At 71.4% G+C, this 22,826-nt stretch carries 17 protein-coding genes; 12 read left to right on the top strand and 5 right to left on the bottom strand.

All coding sequences use genetic code 11. The features are described 5' to 3' along the window. Nucleotides 1–22 precede the first annotated feature (22 nt). Nucleotides 23–799 (bottom strand): enoyl-CoA hydratase/isomerase family protein, encoded by a 777-nt coding sequence (locus tag F4692_RS14435; RefSeq protein WP_179620289.1) that lies wholly within the window; start codon nucleotides 797–799, stop codon nucleotides 23–25. A gap of 91 nt (nucleotides 800–890) precedes the next feature. Here F4692_RS14435 and glgX point away from each other — a divergent pair, with 91 nt between their 5' ends. After that, complete coding sequence (glgX, locus tag F4692_RS14430) at nucleotides 891–3,065, top strand: glycogen debranching protein GlgX (protein WP_308645311.1); 2,175 nt, start codon at nucleotides 891–893, stop codon at nucleotides 3,063–3,065. A 17-nt stretch (nucleotides 3,066–3,082) separates the two neighbouring features. Here glgX and F4692_RS14425 read toward each other — a convergent pair whose 3' ends face one another. After that, on the bottom strand, nucleotides 3,083–3,991 hold the full coding sequence (locus tag F4692_RS14425; protein ID WP_179620288.1) for a helix-turn-helix transcriptional regulator: 909 nt from the start codon (nucleotides 3,989–3,991) through the stop codon (nucleotides 3,083–3,085). Between the two features lie 63 nt (nucleotides 3,992–4,054). Further along, nucleotides 4,055–4,522: a MarR family winged helix-turn-helix transcriptional regulator gene (locus F4692_RS14420; RefSeq protein ID WP_179620287.1), complete on the bottom strand. Its 468-nt coding sequence runs from the start codon at nucleotides 4,520–4,522 to the stop codon at nucleotides 4,055–4,057. Nucleotides 4,523–4,573: 51 nt separating this feature from the next. On the opposite strand from F4692_RS14420, the gene F4692_RS14415 reads away from it, so the two are divergent. Further along, nucleotides 4,574–4,939 carry a hypothetical protein gene (locus F4692_RS14415; RefSeq protein ID WP_179620286.1) on the top strand — a complete coding sequence of 122 codons (366 nt, stop codon included), beginning with the start codon at nucleotides 4,574–4,576 and terminating at the stop codon, nucleotides 4,937–4,939. A gap of 330 nt (nucleotides 4,940–5,269) precedes the next feature. After that, a complete protein-coding gene (locus F4692_RS14410) occupies nucleotides 5,270–5,854 on the top strand; it encodes a hypothetical protein (RefSeq protein WP_179620285.1) in 585 nt (194 codons plus the stop codon). 7 nt (nucleotides 5,855–5,861) lie between these two features. Here the strand turns inward: F4692_RS14410 and glgP are convergent, their stop codons facing one another. Next, nucleotides 5,862–8,444: an alpha-glucan family phosphorylase gene (glgP, locus tag F4692_RS14405; protein ID WP_179620284.1), complete on the bottom strand. Its 2,583-nt coding sequence runs from the start codon at nucleotides 8,442–8,444 to the stop codon at nucleotides 5,862–5,864. Between the two features lie 131 nt (nucleotides 8,445–8,575). Between glgP and F4692_RS14400 the strand changes: the two genes are divergently transcribed. The 7 genes from F4692_RS14400 (at nucleotide 8,576) to ppdK (ending at nucleotide 20,379) form a co-directional block, all read left to right on the top strand. Next, nucleotides 8,576–10,555, top strand: a complete 1,980-nt coding sequence (locus F4692_RS14400; RefSeq protein WP_475118476.1) for an alpha-1,4-glucan--maltose-1-phosphate maltosyltransferase — start codon at nucleotides 8,576–8,578, stop codon at nucleotides 10,553–10,555. Nucleotides 10,556–10,566: 11 nt separating this feature from the next. Continuing rightward, nucleotides 10,567–12,306, top strand: coding sequence for a maltose alpha-D-glucosyltransferase (treS, locus tag F4692_RS14395; RefSeq protein WP_179620524.1), 1,740 nt, complete (start codon nucleotides 10,567–10,569; stop codon nucleotides 12,304–12,306). Then, a complete protein-coding gene (locus F4692_RS14390; RefSeq protein ID WP_179620282.1) occupies nucleotides 12,303–13,715 on the top strand; it encodes a maltokinase N-terminal cap-like domain-containing protein in 1,413 nt (470 codons plus the stop codon). Before treS ends, F4692_RS14390 begins: the two co-directional genes overlap by 4 nt. 5 nt (nucleotides 13,716–13,720) lie before the next feature. Next, nucleotides 13,721–15,613 carry a 1,4-alpha-glucan branching protein GlgB gene (gene glgB / locus F4692_RS14385; protein ID WP_257029765.1) on the top strand — a complete coding sequence of 631 codons (1,893 nt, stop codon included), beginning with the start codon at nucleotides 13,721–13,723 and terminating at the stop codon, nucleotides 15,611–15,613. 224 nt (nucleotides 15,614–15,837) lie between these two features. After that, nucleotides 15,838–16,779 (top strand): type IV toxin-antitoxin system AbiEi family antitoxin domain-containing protein, encoded by a 942-nt coding sequence (locus tag F4692_RS14380; protein WP_179620280.1) that lies wholly within the window; start codon nucleotides 15,838–15,840, stop codon nucleotides 16,777–16,779. 171 nt (nucleotides 16,780–16,950) lie between these two features. Further along, nucleotides 16,951–17,691 carry an NUDIX hydrolase gene (locus tag F4692_RS14375; protein ID WP_179620279.1) on the top strand — a complete coding sequence of 247 codons (741 nt, stop codon included), beginning with the start codon at nucleotides 16,951–16,953 and terminating at the stop codon, nucleotides 17,689–17,691. 15 nt (nucleotides 17,692–17,706) lie between these two features. Further along, on the top strand, nucleotides 17,707–20,379 hold the full coding sequence (gene ppdK, locus F4692_RS14370) for a pyruvate, phosphate dikinase (protein ID WP_179620278.1): 2,673 nt from the start codon (nucleotides 17,707–17,709) through the stop codon (nucleotides 20,377–20,379). Nucleotides 20,380–20,392: 13 nt separating this feature from the next. On the opposite strand, the gene F4692_RS14365 is transcribed toward ppdK, so the two are convergent. Continuing rightward, nucleotides 20,393–21,331: a tetratricopeptide repeat protein gene (locus F4692_RS14365; RefSeq protein ID WP_179620277.1), complete on the bottom strand. Its 939-nt coding sequence runs from the start codon at nucleotides 21,329–21,331 to the stop codon at nucleotides 20,393–20,395. Between the two features lie 59 nt (nucleotides 21,332–21,390). Here F4692_RS14365 and F4692_RS14360 point away from each other — a divergent pair, with 59 nt between their 5' ends. Together F4692_RS14360 and F4692_RS14355 are read left to right on the top strand one after the other, a co-directional pair. Then, nucleotides 21,391–21,978: a GtrA family protein gene (locus tag F4692_RS14360; RefSeq protein WP_179620276.1), complete on the top strand. Its 588-nt coding sequence runs from the start codon at nucleotides 21,391–21,393 to the stop codon at nucleotides 21,976–21,978. Nucleotides 21,979–22,084: 106 nt separating this feature from the next. Further along, nucleotides 22,085–22,819, top strand: a complete 735-nt coding sequence (locus tag F4692_RS14355; RefSeq protein ID WP_179620275.1) for an SDR family oxidoreductase — start codon at nucleotides 22,085–22,087, stop codon at nucleotides 22,817–22,819. The last annotated feature ends 7 nt before the right edge of the window (nucleotides 22,820–22,826 follow it).

The following is a 22,826-nucleotide window of genomic DNA, read 5'->3' as shown; positions in this document are numbered from 1 at the left end:
CAGGTCCTCGGTCACAGGTCGCTCACCGGCCGACGAAGGTCGCCTTGCCCGGTCCGTTCTCAACGAACGAGGTGATGCCGCGGGTACGGTCCTCCGTCGCGAAGACCCCGGCGAACTGCTGGCGCTCGATCTCGAGGCCGGTGTCGAGGTCGACCTCGCTCCCCCGGTCGATGCACTCCTTCGCGGCGCGGATCGCCAGCGCCGCGGCGTTGCTGAACTGCGCGGCCCAGGCGACCGACTCCTCCAGCACCTTGTCGGCGGGGACGACCCGGTCGACCATCCCGATGCGCAGCGCCTCGTCGGCCTTGACGAAGCGTCCGGTGAAGATGATGTCCTTCGCCCTCGAGGTGCCGACCAGTCGCGCGAGCCGCTGGGTGCCGCCGGCGCCCGGGATGATGCCGAGCAGCACCTCGGGCTGGCCGAGCACCGCGTCCTCGGCGGCGAAGCGCAGGTCCGCCGCCAGCGCGAGCTCGCAGCCCCCGCCGAGGGCGTACCCGTTGACCGCGGCGACCACGGGCTTGGGGATTCGCGCGATCGCCGTCGTCGCGCTGCTGACGGAGGTGGAGACCTTGACCATGTCGCTGTAGGACATGTCCGCCATCTCCTTGACGTCGTTGCCCGCGGCGAAGACCCGCTCGCCGCCCCACAGCACGACGGCGCGCACGTCGTCGCGCTCGGTGAGCTCGGCCGCGGCCTCCCGGAGGTCGGCCTGCACCTGCGTGCTGATCGCGTTCATCTTCGGCCGGTCGAGCCTCAGGACCGCGACGCCGTCGGTGACGTCGATCGACACGAACTCCATGGTGCTTCCCCTTCGTCGAGCGGTGCGTGCACGGCGGCACGGTGCGTGGCGCATTGTGCCGTGCGCCGACGATGCCACCACAATGGCCCGCGTGACGCCCCCGGAGACGAGCACGGTCTGGAACCACGTCGGCGAGACCATGGAGGTCTGGCCCGGACGCAACTACCCCCTGGGTGCGACGTGGTACGCCGAGGCGACGAACTTCGCGGTCTACGCGCCCGCGGCCGACGCGATGTGGGTGTGCGTCTTCGACGACGAGGGCACCGAGACGCGCCACCGCCTCACCGAGCAGGCGCTCGGCGTGTGGCACGGTGCCGTCCCCGGCCTGCCCGCCGGCACCCGCTACGGCTTCCGTGCCGACGGCCCGTGGGACCCCGAGGCGGGCCTGCGGTTCAACCCCGCCAAGCTGCTGCTCGACCCCTACGGCAAGGCGGTCTCGGGCGACCTGGTCGTCCACGACGCGATCTTCGGCTACGACCTGGACGACCCCGAGGTGATCAGCACCCTCGACTCCGCGCCGTACGTCCCCCGCAGCGTGGTCGTCCACGACGACTTCCAGTGGGGCGCCGACACCCACCCGCGGCGGCGCTGGCGCGACACCGTGATCTACGAGATGCACGTCAAGGGCATGACCCGGCTGCACGACCGCGTGCCCGAGCACCTGCGCGGGACGTACGCCGGGCTCGCGTCGCCCGCCGTCACCGACTACCTCAAGGACCTGGGCGTCACCGCGGTCGAGCTGCTGCCGGTGCACCAGTTCTTCTCCGAGCCCGCGCTCGCCGAGCGGGGCCTGGTGAACTACTGGGGCTACAACTCGCTGTGCTTCTTCGCCCCCCACAACGCCTACTCCTCCAGCGGCGACCGCGGCGAGCAGGTCACCGAGTTCAAGCAGATGGTCAAGGACTTCCACGCCGCCGGGCTCGAGGTCATCCTCGACGTGGTCTACAACCACACCGCCGAGGCCGGTCCGCTCGGGCCGACCCTGAGCTTCCGCGGCCTCGACGACCTCGGCTACTACCAGCGCGTGCAGCCGCCGGAGCCCGAGGCCGGCGAGGAGCCGGGGCCGGTCCGCTACTGGGACGTCACCGGGTGCGGCAACACCGTCGACTCGACGCACACCCAGAGCCTGCGGATGATCCTCGACTCGCTGCGCTACTGGGTCACCGAGATGCACGTCGACGGCTTCCGGTTCGACCTGATGAGCGCCATCACCCGCACCCAGCAGGTCGTCGACATGGGCTCGCACCTGCTCACCGCGATCGGGCAGGACCCGGTCCTGCGCCACGTCAAGCTCATCGCCGAGCCGTGGGACGCCTCGATGGACGGCTACCGCGTCGGCGGCTTCCCGCCGCCGTGGGTGGAGTGGAACGACCAGTTCCGCGACACGGTGCGCGACTTCTGGCGGGGCCACTCCGGCGGGGTGCGCACGGTGGCCACGCGGCTCGCCGGCTCGAGCGACCTCTACGCCGACGACGGCCGCAGCCCCTACGCGTCGGTCAACTTCGTCACCGCGCACGACGGGTTCACGCTGCGCGACCTGGTGTCGTACGACGAGAAGCACAACGAGGCCAACGGCGAGGACAACCGGGACGGCACCGACAACAACCGGTCGTGGAACTGCGGCGTCGAGGGCGAGACCGACGACCCGGCGATCATCGCGCTGCGCCGGCGGCAGGCGGCCAACCTCATGGCGACCCTCTGCTTCTCCAGCGGCGTGCCCATGCTCACCGCCGGCGACGAGCGCGGGCGTACGCAGGGCGGCAACAACAACGCCTACGGCCAGGACAACGAGACGTCGTGGATCGACTGGACGCCCGACGACGCGTGGCTCGACGTCTACGAGATCACCAAGACGGCGCTGCGTCTGCGGCGTGAGCACCCGGTGCTGCGCCAGCGGCACTGGTTCGCCGGGCGCCCGACGATCAAGGGCGGCATCAAGGACCTCGTCTGGATGCACCCGGACGGTCGCGAGATGACCACCGACGACTGGAACGACGACGCCGTGCGCACGATCGGGATGTTCCTCAACGGCTCGCCCCTGCGCTACCCCGGCCCCCGCGGCGAGCAGGTGCAGGACAGCTCGTTCATGATCTGGCTCAACGCCGGCGACCACGACGTCGAGCTGACGCTTCCCGCCAACCAGTGGGTCCACCGAGGCGAGGTCGTCCTGTCGACCAACGCCGACGTCGCCGTGGGGACGACCGCCGAGGCCGGCAGCACCCTGGACCTGCAGGCGCGGTCGGTGCTGGTGCTGCGCCAGGCCTGACCGGCTCCCGACCGCGCCTACGCGGGCTGCGCCACCCACTCCATCGGGTCGCCCGCGTCGAGGTCGGTGATGCCGACGGTCTCGAAGGCACCCAGCACCACCAGCCGGCGTACGGCGGCGAAGGTCAGCACGTGCGCCACCATCCCGCCGTAGGTGAACACCCGCGGCGGCTCGCAGGTCACGTCGAGGAAGGTGTCGTCGAGGCGCCCCTCCTCGACCGTGGCGCGGACCTGCGCGAGGAACGCCGGGCCCTCCTCGCCGAGCTCGCGGCGCAGCGTGCTGAGCGACTTGCCGCGCTCCTGGTCCCAGTCGTACCTCCGTTGCTCGACCGCGGCGTTCCACTGCGCGAGCTGGCCGACCAGCCGGCCGAGCACCGAGCGGATCGACATGTCGTCGTCGATGGTGCCGATGGGCACCTCGATCGGGGCGTCGAGCTGCTCGTCGGTGAGGCGGGCGGCCCGCTCGATCATCTCGCCGGTCAGCCAGACGTGGTGCTCGAGCATGCGCGTCATCAGGTCCATCGGGGTCACCTTTCGTGAGGTCGGCAGGCGGAGGCTGCCGGGCGGGTGGAAGTGCACGCCGCTCGGTCCCTCGATCTGGGTCCGGGTGGGGTGCTGCCGCCAGCGGCTCGGCGCCGTGCCGTACTCGCGCACGAACGCCCGGGTGAACGCCTCGTGGGAGCCGAAGCCCGCCTCGAACGCGATGTCCACCACCTGCTCGTCGCCGGACACGAGGCGGTACGCCGCGCGCTCCAGCAGCAGGCGGCGGCGCATCCGCTCCGGCGGCTCGCCTCCCGTCGCCGTCACCACGCGGGCGAGGTGGAAGCGGGAGAGGTGGAGCCGCCGCGCCCGCTCCTCGCCGCCCAGGTCGAGCGTCTCGGCCAGGGTGTCGAGGAACGCGGCGAAGGTGTCGGCCGCTGTCGTCATGCCGTCCAGCCTGTCCACGTGGGGCGCGCCGCGCTTGATCGCACGTGCGCAGTCTGCACCCGCTCAGCCGGTGCGCGCCTCCGTGGCGCCCTTGGCCGCACCGATGACGTCCGTCAGGCGGTCGCGCAGCTCCATCAGCTCCTCGAGGTCCATCCCGAGGCGCTCGAGGATCGTGCCGGGCACGTCGAGCGCCCGCTCGCGCAGCGCGCGGCCCTGCGGGGTGAGCGCGACGGCGAGGCTGCGCTCGTCCTCACGGTTGCGGTCGCGGCGGAGCAGGCCGGACACCTCGAGCCGCTTCAGCAGCCGCGACAGCGTCCCGGGGTCGAGGTCGAGCCGGCGGCTGAGCTCGGTGACCGAGAGCGGCTCCTCACCCCACAGCGCGAGCATCACGAGGTACTGCGGGTGGGTCAGCCCCATCGGCTCGAGGACCGGCCGGTAGACCGAGATCACCGTGCGCGAGGCCACCGCCAGGGCGAAGCAGACCTGGCGCTCGAGGGCGAGGGGGTCGTCGGTTCGGATCTCGGCGGACACTTTGTTAGCCTAGCAACAGTTGTCGCAGCAAGGATCATCCAGGAGGAGCCCGTGGCCAGCAGCGTCCCCGCCCGACGTACCGAGAAGGGACGGAGCCACCTCCTCGACCTGGACGCACCCCGCACGGTCGTCGCGGACCCCGAGAAGGACGCCCGCGACCTCGCCCGCGTCCAGCGCTGGGTGATGTCGACGCTCGCGGTCACCACGATCCTGCACCTCGTCGTCGGTCTCGTGGTCGCCGGCGTCATGCTCGACGGCCCGGACTCCTCCCGCGCGGGGCTCATCGTCATCGGCGGGATCTTCGGCGCCGGAGCCGTCGCGGCCTTCCGCGCCATCCACGGGATGCGGATCCTCTCCGCCTGGCTGCTGCTCGGCCTCGTCCCGATCGCCGTCGGCTGCTGGCTCGCGTTCGCCTGACCTCCGGCGTAGACGCGCGGACAGAAGTCGGCCGGCGTCCCACGTCGCACGCTCAGCCTCCCGGCCGCCCCGGACGTCTGTCCGCGCGTGTACGGCCGGGCCGTCCGACGGGCCGTCCGACGGACCGAACGACGAGTCACGCGCCGGCCCCCGCGTACGCCTGCCGGCCCGGGACCGTTCGGTCCGTTCGCCGGTCAGCTCGGCGTGACGCGCACGAAGAGCGCCCGCGGCGACAGGTCGCGAGATTCGGTGACATCCGTGCACGGCCCCGGGGCCATCGCCATGACGTCCCTACCGTCGGACGGACCCGGCGAGCAGCGAAGGAGCGACGTGATCCGTCCAGCAGCACTCGTCCTCGCCGTCGGCCTGACCTGGTCCGGGCTCTCCGCCGCCTCGGCACCGGCCGGCTCGACGTCCTTCGTCGCCACGGCGACGGAGCAGGCGACCGGGTCGTCCGTCCGCGTCGTCCGGGGCAGGAAGCTCGTCGTGACCACGCAGGTCCGCGGCCGCGCCGTGCGGGGCACGGGCCGCGTCCCCCGGGGCCTCTCGACCACCGGCATCACGGCGCGGCCGGCCCGCGACGCACTGGGGTCGGGCGCTCCGGAGGTCCTGGTGGACTTCGGTCCGGTGCCGGGCGACCCGAGCGCGCACGCCTACGGGTTCTTCACCCTCCACCGGGGTGCGCTGCGCCCCGTCCTCCTCGGCCGCGACCCGGCCGTCCTCGTGACGGCGACCGAGGGCGGCGACGACGTCGGGTTCCGCTGCGCCGGGCGCCGTCTGCAGGTGCACTGGTTCCACCGCGGGAGCGGACAGGGCGAGCGCACGGCCTACCGCCTGACCGGCACGCGCCTCGTCGAGGAGTCGCGTACGCCCCTCCGGCAGCCGACGCGCGGCGGGCCCGCCACCTGCGGCTGAGCGGCCCTCAGGCCGGCTCGGCCACCAGCCCGAGCTCCGCGACGGAGGCCAGCGCGTCGTTGCGCGGCACCACCCGGACCGTGTAGCCGAACGCACCGGAGTACGCCAGCGGGATGGTCGCGTCGAAGCGGTGACGGCTGCCGTCGTAGGACTCCCCCACCTCCATCGGCGTGACCGAGGTGGCGGTGAGCACGTCGTCGGAGCCGATCCGGCCGTGCACGACCTGGACCGAGACGTCCTGCGGCGACAGCGAGCCCAGCGCGACCCAGGCCTTGACGGCGAGGGTGGCGCCCACCTCGGCCTGGTCCCCCACACCCTCGGAGTCGACGTGCTCGACGCGGACGCCGGACCACGCGGACCGGACCTCGGCCTTCCAGCCCGACAGCGTGCGGGCGCCGGCGTAGTCGGCGTTCAGCGTGCGTGCGGTGTGGGCGGCCGGGGCGTACAGCTCGCGGACGTAGTCGCGGACCTGGCGCGTCGCGAGGACCTTGGGGCCCAGCGACTTGAGGGTGTGGCGGACCATCTCGAGCCATCGGGGCGGCACGCCCTCGTCGTTGTGCTCGTAGAACCGCGGCACGACGTCGTTCTCGATGAGGTCGTAGAGCGCGTTGGCCTCGAGGTCGTCACGACGGTCCGGGTCCTCGATGCCGTCGGCCGAGGGGATCGCCCAGCCGTTGTTGCCGTCGTACCACTCGTCCCACCAGCCGTCGAGGATCGACAGGTTGAGGCCGCCGTTGAGCGCCGCCTTCATGCCGGAGGTGCCGCAGGCCTCGTAGGGGCGCAGCGGGTTGTTGAGCCACACGTCGCACCCGGGGTAGAGCGGCTGCGCCATCGCGATGTCGTAGTTGGGCAGGAAGGCGATCCGGTGACGGATCTCCGGGTCGTCCGCGAAGCGCACCATCTCCTGGATGAGCCGCTTGCCGGTCTCGTCGGCCGGGTGGGCCTTGCCGGCGATGACGAGCTGGACGGGGCGCTCGGGGTCGAGGAGCAGCTTCTTGAGGCGCGCGGGGTCGCGCAGCATCAGGGTGAGGCGCTTGTAGGTCGGCACGCGGCGGGCGAACCCGATCGTGAGCACGTCGGGGTCGAGCGCGCTGTCGACCCAGGTCGTCTCGGCCGGGGCGAAGCCGCGCTTGAGCGCCGAGCGGCGCATCCGGTCGCGGGCGTCGTCGATGAAGCGGGTGCGCAGGGTGCGCTTGAGGTCCCAGATCTCGCGGTCGTTGATGTGGTCGACCAGGGGCCAGAGCGCGTCGGTGTCGTCACCGTCGACGTCGGCGCCACGGCTGGCGGCGAGCTCGACGACCTCGCGGGCGATCCAGGTCGGTCCGTGCACGCCGTTGGTGATCGACGAGATCGGCACCTCGGCCTCGTCGAAGGCGGGCCACAGGCCGTTGAACATCCCGCGCGACACGTGGCCGTGCAGCTGCGAGACGCCGTTGGCGCGCTGGGCGAGCCGGAAGCCCATCACGGCCATGTTGAAGACACCGGCGTCGCCGCCGTCGTAGTCCTCCGCGCCGAGGGCGAGGACCCGCTCGACGGGTACGCCCGGGGTCGGGCTGTTGCCGCCGAAGTACTGCGACACGAGCTCGCGCGGGAACCGGTCGATGCCGGCCGGGACGGGCGTGTGCGTGGTGAACACCGTGCCGGCGCGCGAGACCTCGAGGGCGGTGTCGAAGTCGAGGTGAGGACCGGCCTCGTCGACCGTCAGCTCGCGGATCCGCTCGACGCCGAGGAAGCCGGCGTGGCCCTCGTTGGCGTGGAAGACCTCCGGGGCCGGGGCCCCGGTGATGCGCGACCACACCCGCAGCGCGCGTACGCCGCCCACGCCGAGGAGCAGCTCCTGGCGCAGCCGGTGCTCGGAGTTGCCGCCGTAGAGCCGGTCGGTGACGTCGCGGTAGTGGGCGCTGTTCTCCTCGATGTCGGTGTCGAGGAGCAGCAGCGGCACCCGACCGACGTGGGCCACGAGGATCCGGGCGACGAGGTCGGGGCCGTCGGGCAGCGCGATCGAGACGGTGGCTCGCGAGCCGTCGGCCTCGCGCAGGACGGTCAGCGGCAGCTCGTCCGGGTCGAGGACGGGGTAGCTCTCCTGCTGCCAGCCGTCGCGGTCGAGCGCCTGCTTGAAGTAGCCGTGGCGGTAGAACAGGCCCACCCCGACCAGCGGGATGCCGAGGTCGGACGACGCCTTGAGGTGGTCGCCGGCGAGGATGCCGAGGCCGCCGGAGTACTGCGGGAGCACGGACGTAATGCCGAACTCGGAGGAGAAGTACGCGATCGCGCGGGGCGCGTCGGCGCCGGCCTTGCGGGCGTACCAGCGGTCCTCGGTGAGGTAGCGCTCGAGGTCGGCCTGCGCGGCGTCGAGCCGGTGGCGGAAGTCCTGGTCGTCGACGAGCTCGTCGAGGCGCTCGCGGCTGACCGCGCCGAGGAAGCGGACGGGGTCGCCGGCCTTCTCGCGCCACAGGTCGGCATCGATCGCAGCGAACACGTCCTGCGTCGGTGGGTGCCACGACCAGCGCAGGTTGCCCGCGAGGACGGACAGCGCAGCCAGGGGCTCGGGGAGGACGGGACGGACGGTGAATCGACGGAACGCTCGCACGGTCCAGCACGCTATGGCATTTCTTGGATCGATCCAAGAACTCTGTCGAATGGGTGAGACCACACCCGCTCCGGCTTGCGTCGCTACCGGACGTTCGCAAGTGTGGGGGCATGGTTGGACGGATACCCGTGATGGATGTCTCGCCCGTCGTCGACCTGGGTCGCCAGTCGGCCAAGGCCACCGTCGGGGAGCCGATGCCCGTGCGCGCCTCGGTCTTCCGGGAGGGCCACGACCAGCTGGCCGCCGAGGTGGTGGCCACCGACCCGAAGGGCGCCAGGCGCGACCCGGTGCGGATGCAGCCCTACGGCGAGGAGCCGAACCGCTACGTCGCCCACGTCACCCCCGACGTGCCCGGCGAGTGGACCTTCGAGATCCACTCCTGGTCCGACCCGGTGGCCACCTGGCAGCACGACGCCGGCATCAAGATCCCGGCCGGCGTCGACGTCGAGCTGATGTTCACCGAGGCCCGCCTGCTCCTCGAGCGGGTCCGGCAGGACTACGCGAAGGGGCCGGCCAAGCTCGACAAGGCGGCCGTCGCCCTCGTCACCGGCGCCATCGCGGCCGCGAACGACCAGGACCGGCCGGTCGCCGCCCGCCTGGCCGCGCTGCAGGACCCCGAGCTCGACGCCCTGCTGCTGGCCCACCCGCTCCGCGAGCTGGTGTCGGTCAGCGGCCCGTTCCCGTTCCGCGCCGACCGCACCCGTGCGCTGTTCGGCAGCTGGTACGAGTTCTTCCCGCGCTCCGAGGGCGCGGTGCGCGACGAGAAGACCGGCAGGGTCACCAGCGGCACGTTCCTCACCGCGATGGAGCGCCTCGACCGGGTGGCCGAGATGGGCTTCGACGTCGTCTACCTCCCGCCGATCCACCCGATCGGCGAGGTCAACCGCAAGGGTCCCAACAACACGCTGACCCCCGGGCCGGACGACACCGGCTCCCCGTGGGCGATCGGCAGCAAGGACGGCGGTCACGACGCCATCCACCCCGAGCTCGGCACCTTCGACGACTTCGACGCCTTCGTCGCCCGGGCCCGGGAGCTCGACCTCGAGATCGCCCTCGACCTCGCGCTCCAGGCGGCGCCCGACCACCCGTGGGTGACCACGCACCCGCAGTTCTTCACCACGCGCGCCGACGGGACGATCGCGTACGCGGAGAACCCGCCCAAGAAGTACCAGGACATCTACCCGATCAACTTCGACAACGACCCCGCCGGCATCTGCCGCGAGGTCCTGCGGATCGTCAAGCTGTGGATGTCGCACGGCGTGCGGATCTTCCGCGTCGACAACCCGCACACCAAGCCGCTGGCGTTCTGGGAGTGGCTGCTCGCGGAGGTCCGGCGTACCGACCCCGACGTCCTCTTCCTCTCCGAGGCGTTCACGAAGCCGGCGATGATGCACGGCCTCGGCGCGGTCGGCTACCACCAGAGCTACACCTACTTCACGTGGCGCACCGGCAAGCGCGAGATCGAGGACTACCTCGTCGAGGTGTCGAGCGAGTCCGACCACCTCATGCGGCCGAACTTCTTCGTCAACACCCCCGACATCCTCCACGCCTACCTGCAGTACGGCGGCCCGGCGGCGTTCAAGGTGCGTGCGGCCCTCGCCGCGACCGGCTCCCCGAGCTGGGGCGTGTACGCCGGCTACGAGCTGTTCGAGCACGTCGCGGTGAAGCCGGGCTCGGAGGAGTACCTCGACTCCGAGAAGTACCAGATCCGCATCCGCGACTGGAAGAAGCGCGACGCCGAGGGCACCACGCTGGCGCCGTACCTCACCCGCCTCAACGAGATCCGCCGCCAGCACCCGGCCCTCCAGCTGCTGCGCAACGTGACGATCCACTCCAGCGAGGACGACAGCGTCCTGGTCTTCTCCAAGCGGGCTGCACTCCCCGACGGGGGCGACGACGTGGTCATCTCGGTGATCAACCTCGACCCGCACGGCACGCGGGAGACCGTGGTCCACCTCGACATGCCGGCCCTCGGGCTCGGCTGGCACGACTCGTTCGTCGCGCACGACGAGATCACCGGCGAGGACTGGAGCTGGAGCCAGCACAACTACGTCCGGCTCGACCCCGGTTGGGAGCCCGCCCACATCATCAGTGTCAGGAGGACCCGTTGACCGACCAGCCCATGCCGACGGACGCAGGCGCCGCCACGGCGGTGCTCAATGCGGAGCCGGACTGGTTCCGCACGGCGGTCTTCTACGAGGTGCTGGTCCGCTCGTTCCGTGACTCCAACGGCGACGGCACGGGCGACTTCCAGGGCCTCATCGAGAAGCTCGACTACCTCGAGTGGCTCGGCGTCGACTGCCTGTGGGTGCCGCCGTTCTTCACCTCGCCGCTGCGTGACGGCGGCTACGACGTCGCCGACTACAACAACATCCTCCCCGAGTGCGGCACGGTCGAGGACTTCCACGAGTTCATCGACGCCTGCCACCAGCGGGGCATCCGCGTGATCATCGACTTCGTCATGAACCACACGAGCGACGCGCACCCGTGGTTCCAGGCGAGCCGCAGCGACCCGGACGGCCCCTATGGCGACTTCTACGTCTGGTCCGACACCGATGAGCTCTACCAGGACGCGCGGGTCATCTTCGTCGACACCGAGCCGTCGAACTGGACGTGGGACCCGGTGCGCCAGCAGTACTTCTGGCACCGGTTCTTCCACCACCAGCCCGACCTCAACTTCGACAACCCCAAGGTCCACGACGCGATGCTCGAGGCGATGGCGTTCTGGCTCGACATGGGCCTCGACGGCTTCCGTCTCGACGCCGTGCCCTACCTCTACGAGCGGCCCGGCACCAACGGCGAGAACCTCCCCGAGACGCACGACTTCCTGAAGAAGTGCCGCCGCTTCGTCGACGAGAACTACCCGGGTCGCGTGCTGCTCTGCGAGGCCAACCAGTGGCCGGCCGACGTCGTGGAGTACTTCGGTCCCGAGCAGACCGAGGACGGTCGCTGGGTGGGCACCGAGTGCCACATGGCCTTCCACTTCCCGGTGATGCCGCGCATCTTCATGGCCGTGCGCCGCGAGTCGCGGTTCCCGATCTCGGAGATCCTCGAGCAGACGCCGGCGATCCCCGACGGCTGCCAGTGGGGCATCTTCCTGCGCAACCACGACGAGCTCACGCTCGAGATGGTCACCGACGAGGACCGCGACTACATGTGGTCCGAGTACGCCCACGACCCGCGGATGAAGGCCAACATCGGCATCCGCCGCCGCCTCGCGCCTCTGCTGGACGGCGACGTCAACCGGATGGAGCTCTTCACCGCGCTCCTGCTCTCGCTGCCCGGCTCCCCCGTCCTCTACTACGGCGACGAGATCGGGATGGGCGACAACATCTGGCTGGGCGACCGCGACGGCGTGCGTACGCCCATGCAGTGGACGCCCGACCGCAACGCCGGCTTCTCCTCCGCGACGCCCGGCAAGCTGCACCTCCCGGCGATCCAGGACCCGGTCTACGGCTACCAGTCGGTCAACGTCGAGGCGCAGCTGGAGAACACCTCGTCGCTGCTGCACTGGACGCGCCGCCTCGTGCACGCCCGGCGCCGGCACCCGGCGTTCGGCCTCGGCACCTTCACCGACCTCGGCGGGTCCAACCCCAGCGTGCTGTCCTACGTCCGCGAGCACTGCGCCGAGGGCGCCGGTGCGGAGGGCCGCGACATCATTCTGTGCGTCAACAACCTCTCCCGCTTCCCGCAGCCGGTCGAGCTCGACCTGCGCAGCTGGGAGGGGATGGTGCCCGTCGAGCTCCTCGGAGGCGTGCCGTTCCCTGCGATCGGCGAGCTGCCCTACCTGCTGACCCTGGGCGGCTACGGCTTCCTCTGGCTCAGGCTCACCGACCCGACGTCCTCGGAGGTGCCGGGATGAGTGCCCAGCGCAGCGACGTGGCCCTCGCCGACCTGCGGACCTGGATCGCGGAGGCCCGCTGGTTCGGCGGCAAGGGGCGCGAGTGGTCGCTGGTGGACGTGCGGTGCGTGGGCGTGCTGCCCGGCGCGCCGGACGGGGTCCGGGTGGCGATCGAGCTGGCCGAGGTGGCGTACGCCGACGGCGACGGCTCGGGCGGGACCGAGCTCTACCAGCTCCCGCTCGCCTACTACCCCGAGCCGCAGGACCGGCTCGAACACGCCCTCGTCGGCGAGTGGGACGACGAGGAGCTCGGCCACGCGTGGGTCTACGACGCGGTCCACGACCGCCAGGCGATGGCGCTGTGGCTCAAGGCCTTCTCCGCTCCCCCGCCGGGCGAGCTGATGTTCCACAGCCTGGCGGGCCACGACCTCGACCTCGACACGCACTCGACGCTCTTCTCGGGCGAGCAGTCGAACTCGTCGGTGGCGTTCGGCGAGGACGCGCTGATGAAGGTCTTCCGCAAGGTGACGCCGGGCGTGAACCCGGACATCGCGATCCATCAGGTCCTCACCGAGGCCGGGTCCACCCACGTCGCATCGCTCTACGGCTGGCTCGACCTGGTCGACGACGAGACCAACACGACCATCCAGCTCGCCATGCTGCAGCAGTTCCTGCGCACCGCGAGCGACGGCTGGGACCTGGCCCTGGCCAGCGTCCGCAACCTCTACGCCGAGGCCGACCTGCACGCCGACGAGGTCGGCGGCGACTTCGCCGGGGAGGCCGCACGGCTCGGTACGGCGCTGGCCGAGGTGCACGCCGACCTCGCCGCGCACTTCCCGGTGGAGCAGCGCGACGCCGCGACCGCCGCGGGCCTGGCGGACGCCATGGGCGCCCGGCTGCGCGAGGCGGTCGCCGTCGTGCCGGAGCTCGCGACGTACGAGGCCACGCTGCGCGAGACGTTCGACCGGCTCCGCACCCTCGACGGCGTCGAGGTGCAGCAGGTCCACGGCGACCTGCACCTCGGTCAGACGCTGCGCACCTCCAAGGGCTGGAAGATCGTCGACTTCGAGGGCGAGCCGGCCAAGCCGCTGGCCGAGCGGCTCAAGCCGGACTCGGTGTGGCGCGACGTCGCCGGGATGATCCGGTCCTTCGACTACGCGCCGCGGGTGGTCGCCCTCACCGGCGTCGGGACCGACATCGGCGCCGAGGCCGACCAGCGCGACTACCGCGCCGCCGAGTGGTCCGCACGCAACCGTGCCGCCTTCCTCGACGCGTACACCACGCAGAGCGGGGTACAGGCCGCCGGGACCGCTGAGATCCTGCTCGACGCCTACCTCGCCGATAAGGTCGTCTACGAGGCGGTCTACGAAGCACGCAACCGTCCGGGATGGCTCTCCATCCCGCTCGCAGCGCTGGGAGGCACGCAGTGACAGAGATGACGCACGCACCGGGTGAGCTCGACCTGCACCTGATCGGCGAGGGACGCCACGAGGAGCTCTGGAAGGTCCTCGGCGCGCAGGTCTCGACGAGCGCGACCGGCGAGGTGGACGGCACGTCGTTCCGCGTCTGGGCGCCCAACGCGCAGGAGGTCCAGGTCGCCGGCGAGTGGGCCGGCTGGGACGGCTCGCAGCACCCGATGACCCGACTCGACGGCTCGGGCGTCTGGCACGCCCACGTCGACGGGGCCGGCGTCGGCGCCCAGTACAAGTACCGGATCCGCGGCGCGGACGGCCAGTGGGTCGACCGCGCGGACCCGCTCGCGCAGTACGCCGAGAAGCCGCCGAGCTCCGCGTCACGCGTGTGGAGGTCGGAGCACGAGTGGGGCGACGAGGACTGGCTGGAGGCGCGGCGCACCAGGCAGCCCGTCGACGAGGCCATGTCGGTCTACGAGATCCACCTCGCATCCTGGAGGAAGCACTACTCCGGCGAGCTCTACTCCTGGGACGAGATCGCGGACGCGCTCGTGCCGTACGTCTCCGACCTGGGCTTCACCCACGTCGAGCTCATGCCCGTCATGCAGCACCCCTTCGGCGGCTCGTGGGGCTACCACGTCACCTCCTACTTCGCCCCCGACGCCCGGTTCGGCGACCCCGACGGCCTCAAGCGCCTCATCGACCGGCTCCACCAGGCCGGCGTCGGCGTGATCCTCGACTGGGTGCCCGGCCACTTCGCCACCGACGAGTGGGCGCTGGCGCGCTTCGACGGCACGCCGCTCTACGAGGACCCCAACCCCCAGCGCGGCTGGCACAAGGAGTGGGGCAGCCACATCTTCAACTTCGGCCGCAACGAGGTCCGCAACTTCCTCTACTCCAACGCGGTGTACTGGCTCGAGGAGTACCACGCCGACGGCCTGCGCGTGGACGGCGTCGCGTCGATGCTCTACCTCGACTACGCCCGCGAGCACGGCGAGTGGTCGCCCAACAAGAACGGCGGCCGCGAGAACCTCGAGGCGGTGCAGTTCCTCCAGGAGATGAACGCGACCGTCTACAAGCGCGTGCCCGGCATCGTCACCATCGCCGAGGAGTCCACGGCGTGGCCCGGCGTCACCGGTCCGACCAGCGACGGCGGCCTCGGCTTCGGGTTCAAGTGGAACATGGGCTGGATGCACGACTCGCTCAACTACGTCGCCCAGGACCCGCTCTACCGCAGCCACCACCACGGCCAGATGACGTTCTCGCTGGTCTACGCCTTCGCCGAGAACTACGTCCTCCCCATCAGCCACGACGAGGTCGTCCACGGCAAGGGGTCGCTGCTGCGCAAGATGCCGGGCGACCGGTGGCAGCAGCTCGCCAACCTGCGGGCGTACCTCGCCTACATGTGGGCTCACCCCGGCAAGCAGCTGCTGTTCATGGGCTGCGAGTTCGGCCAGGAGTCCGAGTGGGCCGAGAGCCGTGAGCTCGACTGGTGGCTGCTCGAGCACCCCGAGCACGCGGGCGTCCACGCGATGGTGCGCGACATGAACTCCGCCTACGTCCAGACGGGCGCCCTGTGGGGACGCGACAACGACCCGGCCGGCTTCGAGTGGATCGACGCCAACGACGCGGGCCGCAACACCTTCGCCTTCGCCCGCCGCTCGCCCGGCCACCCGGACCTCGTCTGCGTGTCCAACTTCGCCGGCAACCCGCACGAGGGCTACCGGCTCGGGCTCCCGTCCTCCGGCACGTGGTCGGAGGTGCTCAACACCGACGCCGAGTCCTACCACGGCTCCGGGGTGGGCAACCTCGGCTCGATCCAGGCCGTCGACGGCGAGCACCACGGCCAGCCGGCGCACGCGGACATCGTCGTGCCTCCCCTCGCGACCGTCTGGTTCCGGCGTTCTGACGACTGACGCTCCACCGCTGGCGACCCGCGCTGCTTCACCATGGGATGTCGAGCAACCTGCACTCACCCGGGTCAACTGACCCCGGGAACTGCAGGTCCACCGACATCCCATGGTGGAGCGTCAATCCGCAGCGCTCCGCCTGACATCCACAGACGGCCGACCTGAGGGGTCATCCACAGGAACGCCGTACGCCGCTGGCCGCCGCGCGCCTGTCACCGAATGCTCGAGGGATGGACGACCCCCTGCGCGCGATCAGCGCCGAGCTCGGCTTCTTCACCCGCGCCCATGCCCGGGAGGCCGGGTACGACGATCGCGTCATCGCCCGGGAGGCGCGGGCTGGTCGGTGGTTGCGCATCCGGCGTGGCTACTACACGTTCCCCGACACCTGGTCGGCCGCCAGCGCAGAGGAGCGGCACCTCCTCGTCTGCCGAACGGTGCTCGACTCGCTCGGTGGCAAGGTGGCCCTGAGCCACACCTCGGGCTGCCTCGCCCACCAGGTCGACGTGTGGGGGATCCCCCTCGACCGCATCCACGTGACCCGGCTGGACGGCGGCGCCGGACGCATCGAGGCCGGAGTCGTCCACCACGAGGGGCTGGTGCTCGACCACGAGGTGGGCGTCGTCGACGGGATGCGGGTGCTCGCCCCGCAGCGCTGCGTGCTCGAGGCAGGATCGCTCGGCCGTCCTGAGAGCGCGCTCGTGCTGCTCAACTCCGCGCTGCACCGTCGTCGTTGCAGCATCGACGACATCGGCGACCAGTTCGACACCATGGCGCACTGGCCCCGTGTGCGCCACCTGCACGTGCCGGTGCACATGGCGACGGACCAGGCCGAGTCCGTCGGCGAGTCCCGCGGGCTCTGGCTCTTCTTCGTCGAGCACCTGCCTGCCCCCACGCTCCAGCACGAGGTCGTCGTCGCCGGCCGACTCGTCGGGCGTACCGACTGGGCGTGGCTGAAGCACAACGGCCTCGGCGAGTTCGACGGCAAGGTGAAGTACGGCCGACTGCTCGAGCCGGGCCAGGACGCCGGCGAGGTCGTCTTCCAGGAGAAACGTCGCGAGGACCAGCTGCGCGAGGCAACTGATGCGTGGATGGTCCGACTGGTCTGGTCCGACCTCGACCGGCCCTCCCAGACGGCGGCCCGGATCCGCGCCAAGCTCGCACGAGCGAGCTGACCTCGCGGCGCCGGCGCCGGGCACGCGGCGCTGCTCCACCATGGGATGTCGAGGAAACCGCAGTTTCCCAGGTCGATCGACCTGGGGATGTGCATGCCCGTCGACATCCCATGGTGGAGCATCAGGCGGTGGCGACGCCGCGCGGCTACCTCCTCTCGCTAGGGTGAAGGCGTGCCCAGCCCGATCTCCCTGACCTCCGACGACGGGGTCGCCCGACTCGAGTGGGACGGGGAGGTCAGCACCGACGAGCTGCGGCGCGAGGTGGCCTCGGCCCTGACCGGGCACTCCCGGGTGGAGGTCCTCGTCGACGTCGACGACGCCCCCGCGCAGCGGGCGGCGACCTGGGCGGGCCTGCACCGCGAGGGCGTACGCCGTGGGCTGGGCGAGGACGGCGGCCAGGCGGACCTCGTCGTCTATGCGCGGCTCGTCACCGACACGCCGGTCCAGGAGCCGGGAGGCTTCCGGGCGCTCCTCAACTCCTTCCTCCCCCGCAAGCGCGCGATCTCGCAGATGCTCGTGCGCGACCCCGAGGGGCGGGTGCTGCTGTGCCAGCTGACGTACAAGCGCGACTGGGACCTGCCCGGCGGCGTGGTCGAGGTGGGCGAGTCCCCCCGCCTCGCCGTGCAGCGGGAGGTCGAGGAGGAGCTCGGGCTCGAGATCGAGCCGGGCGAGCTCGTGCTCACCGACTGGCTCCCGCCCTGGGGCGGCTGGGACGATGCGGTCTGCCTCGTCTTCGACGGCGGCACCCTGGCGCCCTCGGTGCTCGACACCGTGGTGAAGCAGGAGCGCGAGATCCGTGACGTGCGGTTCTGCACCCTCGAAGAGGTGGACGAGCTGGCGGCCGACTTCACCGCCCGACGCGTACGTGCCGCGGTCGGCGGCGCTCAACCGTATACGGAGTCCGGTCGCTGAGGCAGGATGCCTTGCATGACCTGGGTGTACGACTTCGCTGAGGGAAACAAGGACCAGAAGGACCTCTTGGGCGGCAAGGGGGCCAACCTCGCCGAGATGACGAACCTCGGCCTCCCCGTGCCGCCGGGCTTCACGATCTCGACCGAGACCTGCCGCGCCTACCTGGCCGAGGGCGGGATGCCGGACGGGCTCGCGGACGAGGTCACCGAGCACCTCGCGTCCCTGGAGGAGGCGATGGGCAAGAAGCTCGGCGACGCCGACGACCCGCTGCTCGTCTCGGTGCGCTCCGGCGCCAAGTTCTCGATGCCGGGCATGATGGAGACCGTCCTCAACGTCGGACTCAACGACACCTCGGTCGGCGGCCTCGCGGCCCGCAGTCAGTCCGAGCGGTTCGCCCAGGACTCCTACCGCCGGCTGCTCCAGATGTTCGGCGGCACGGTGCTCCACGTCGACGCCGAGCTGTTCTCCGAGGCGCTCGACGCTGCCAAGAAGGCCAAGGGCACCGAGTCCGACCTCGACCTGGACGCCGACGACCTCGCGGGCCTCGTCGAGACGTTCAAGGGCATCATCAGGGAGCAGACGGGACGCGACTTCCCGCAGGACCCGCGCGAGCAGATGGACCTCGCGATCCAGGCCGTCTTCAACTCGTGGAACACCGACCGCGCGCGGCTCTACCGTCGCCAGGAACGGATCCCCGAGGACCTCGGCACGGCGGTCAACGTGCAGGCCATGGTCTTCGGCAACTTCGGCATGGACTCCGGTTCGGGCGTCGCCTTCACCCGCGACCCGGCCAGCGGCGCCCAGGGCGAGTACGGCGACTACCTCCAGAACGCCCAGGGCGAGGACGTCGTCGCCGGCATCCGCAACACCGTCACGCTCGCCGACATGGCCGCGATCGACCGGACGTCGCACGACGACCTCATGGAGATCATGTCGCGCCTCGAGCGGCACTACCGCGACATGTGCGACATCGAGTTCACGGTCGAGCGCGGCAAGCTCTGGATGCTCCAGACGCGCGTCGGCAAGCGGACTCCCGAGGCGGCCTTCCGCATCGCCGTGCACATGGTGGACGAGGGCCTCATCGAGATGGACGAGGCCGTCCTGCGCGTCACCGGCGAGCAGCTCGCGCTGCTGATGTTCCCGCGCTTCGACGACGAGGCCGAGCGCACCCTGCTCGCGAAGGGCATGAACGCCTCACCCGGCGCTGCCGTCGGCAAGGCCGTCTTCGACTCCGACACCGCCGTGGAGTGGGCGGAGCGCGGCGAGGACGTCATCCTCGTCCGCAAGGAGACCAACCCCGACGACCTGCGCGGCATGGTGGCGGCCCGCGGCATCCTCACCAGCCGCGGCGGGAAGACCTCGCACGCCGCCGTCGTCGCGCGCGGGATGGGACGTACGTGCGTGTGCGGCGCGGAGTCGCTCGACGTCGACAGCAAGGCCGGGCAGTTCACCGTCCGCGACGGCGAGACGGTGCGCGAGGGCGACGTGATCTCGATCGACGGCTCGACCGGCGAGGTCTTCGCCGGGGCCGTGCCGGTCGCCGACTCCGTCGTCGTGCGGCTCTTCGAGGGCGAGAAGCTCGACGACGACCTCGCCCAGTCGGTCGCGCGGATCATGGCCCACGCCGACGGCGCCCGCCGGCTGCGGGTGCGCACCAACGCCGACACCCCGGAGGACGCCGCCCGCGCCCGGCGGTTCGGCGCCCAGGGCATCGGCCTGTGCCGCACCGAGCACATGTTCCTCGGGGAGCGTCGCGAGCTGGTGGAGAAGCTCATCGTCGCCGAGGACGAGGCCGGGGTGGAGGCCGCCCTCGCCGCCCTCCTGCCGCTGCAGAAGCAGGACTTCACCGAGATCCTCGAGGCGATGGACGGCCTGCCGGTGACGATCCGCCTCCTCGACCCGCCGCTGCACGAGTTCCTCCCCGACCTGACCGAGCTGAGCGTCGAGGTCGCGCTCGCCGACGAGCGCGGCGAGGACGACGAGCACGCCCGGCACCAGCGGACGCTGCTCACCCACGTCCGCCGCCTGCACGAGCAGAACCCGATGCTGGGGCTGCGCGGCGTACGGCTCGGGATCCAGATCCCCGGCCTGTTTCGGATGCAGGGCCGGGCGATCGCGGAGGCGGCGGCCGACCGGATGGCCGTCCACGGCACCCCGCGGCCGGAGATCATGGTCCCGCTGGTCGCCAGCGTCCGCGAGCTCGAGATCGTGAAGGCCGAGCTGGTCCAGCAGATCGCCGAGGTCGAGGAGGACCGCGGGGTCAAGCTCGACATCGCGATCGGCACGATGATCGAGCTGCCCCGCGCGGCCTTCCTCGCCGACCGGATCGCCAAGGAGGCCGAGTTCTTCTCCTTCGGCACCAACGACCTCACCCAGATGGGGTGGGGCTTCTCGCGCGACGACGTCGAGGCGGCGTTCTTCTCCCGCTACTTCGAGCATGGCATCTTCGACGTCTCGCCGTTCGAGTCGCTCGACCAGCGCGGCGTCGGCGGCATGGTCGAGATGGGGACCACGAAGGGTCGCGAGACCCGCCCCGACCTCAAGGTCGGCGTGTGCGGCGAGCACGGCGGTGACCCGCGCTCGGTCCACTTCTTCGACGAGGTCGGGCTGAACTACGTCTCGTGCTCGCCCTTCCGGGTGCCGGTCGCACGCCTCGAGGCCGGCCGCTCCGTCCTCGAGAAGCGCTAGGCCCCGGCGCGGCTCAGAACAGCGCCGACGCCAGGTTGCGACGGCCCGCCAGCACGCGCGGGTCGTCGTTGCCGACCGCGGCGAACAGCCCGAGCAGATGGTCGCGCGCCTTGTCGCGCTCCTTGTCGGACGTGCGCGCGACGAGGTTCACCAAGCGGGTGAAGGCGTCCTCGACGTGACCGCCGAGCATGTCGAGGTCGGCGACCATCGTCTGCGCGTCGACGTCGTCGGGGTTCTCGGCGGCCGCCGCGCGCGCCTCGTTGAGGTCCACGCCCTGGGTGCGCTGCATCACCTTCGCGATGGCGAGCCCGCCGGCGGCCTCGACGTCGGCCGGGTTGGCGTCGACGAGCTTCTGGTACTCCGCGATCGCGCCGTCGATGTCGCCCGCGGCGAGCGCGTCCTGGGCGGGCGCGTACCGCGGGTCGACGACCTCCTCCTCGCCCTCGCCCGCTGGCGCCGCGCTCGACCGGGGCTGGTGCCGGCCGGTGATGCCCTGCGCGGTGAGCTGCTGGACGAGCTGCGCGAACAGGGTGGACAGCTCCTCGGGCGACAGCGCGCCGGGGATCGGCTGGGTCGCGGGACGGCCCTCGAGCACCACCATCGTCAGCGGCACCTGCGGGATCTGCATCGCCTGGGCGATCTCGGGATGGGCGTCGACGTCGACCAGCGCCGCCAGGAGACGGCCCTCGAGCCGCTCCGCCTCGGCGGCGACGTCGGCCGCGTACTGCTCGCTGCCCGGCGCCTGGCGCGCGGAGTGGAAGACCAGGACGACGGGCGCCGCCATCGACTCCTGGAGCACCTGCTGGAAGTTGTCCTGCGTGATGGCGACGGAGTACGCCCCCGGCGCGGATCCGCTCCCGCCGGCCGGGGCCGCGTCCTGCGGCGGCGCGGGCGGTCGGCCGAGCCCGGAGAGGTCGATGGCACCTGGACGGCTGAACGGCTGCTGCGTCATGGGGACAATCCTAGGGACGTGGACCGCGCAGGGCACCGAGGGTCGGTAGCCTCGAGAGCATGACCTCTCGGGGAGCAGCGCTGATGACGCGTCACCGACGCAACGTCGTGCTCCTCGTGCGCTTCGGCGCGGTCGGCGTCTCGGGCGTCCTGGTCAACCTGCTCGTGCTGGTCCTGCTGCGCCGTCTCGGACCCCACTTCGACGACGCCGTCGTCGCGCTCGGGTCCTCGGGCTTCAACCTCCGCTGGTACCACGTCTACTCCACGCTCGCCTTCCTCGTCGCGAACCTGTCCAACTTCCAGCTCAACCGCACGTGGACGTTCCAGAGCTCGCGGGCCGCCGGCTGGTGGCGGGAGTACTGGCCGTTCCTCGTCGTCGGCCTCGGCGGCCAGGCGGTCGGCCTGGCCCTGCTCACCCTCCTCATGCACCCGCACTCCCCGATCAGCCTGCCGACCGACGTCTTCGACGACTCCACCGGTCTGCGCAACCGGCTCTACTGGTCGCAGCTCATCGTGATCGGGCTGGTCACCCCGCTCTCGTTCGTGCTCAACAAGCTCTGGACGTTCGCCGCCGTGCGCACCGGGCGCCTCGAGCTCGCCGACCCGCTGCGTGAGGAGGAGGTCCGCGCTGCCGACTCGAAGGCGTGACGCCGCTCGGCCGGGTTTTGTGGACGAACTGAGCACGGCGACGCCTGTCACCCCGCCCCTACCGCGTGGTAGAAAAACCCCCGAGCGACGGGGAGGGCGCCACAGCATGTCGACAGCGGGGTCGTACGACTTCACGGGGTACCAGGTCCTGGTCATCGGCGGGACCCGTGGGCAGGGGCACGCCATCGCCTCGTCGTTCGCGCGGTCCGGCGCCTCGGTGACGGTGACCGGCACGATGATGCTGCGCTCGCTCTACGACACCGACCTGTCGGCGTTCGACTACGAGTCGGTCAACCTGGCCCGCCAGGAGTCGATCGACCACCTCGTCGGCACGATCAGCCACATCGACGTCCTCGTCCTGGCGGCGTCCTGCCACCTGCCGTACGGCCTGCCACCCGACGAGCAGGCCTTCATCGCGCAGGCGGCGCGGTCGGGACTGCTCGGCCCCACGTTCCTCACCACCCGGCTGCGCCTCAAGCTCGGCCAGAGCCCGGCGCTCGGGGGCGGCTGCGTGGTCAACACCGGCTCGGTGACCAGCTGGCTCCAGCTCTCCGCCACCCCCGAGGACGCCCAGCGCGAGCTCGTGGAGTCCACCGCCCGCGCGGGCGAGAACTGGGCCGGGCTCGGCGTCCGGGTCAACTCCGTGCTCCCCGCGCCGCGGTCGGTGCTCCCCCGCCAGTATGCCCCCGCCTGGTCCTCCGGCGGCGGCAGCCGGGCGGCGGGCGGGACGCTCGTCCGCAGCCCGCAGCCGCGGGTGGGTGACGCCGTCGCCGACGCCACCCTCTTCCTCGCCAGCAGCGCCGCGGCCCGCATCACCGGCCAGACCCTGCGCCTCTCCTGACGGCGGT

The sequence above is a fragment of the Nocardioides cavernae genome, from assembly GCF_013410035.1.
GTDB classification, from domain to species: domain Bacteria; phylum Actinomycetota; class Actinomycetes; order Propionibacteriales; family Nocardioidaceae; genus Nocardioides; species Nocardioides cavernae_A.
This window is presented reverse-complemented; position numbering and strand designations above follow the sequence as displayed.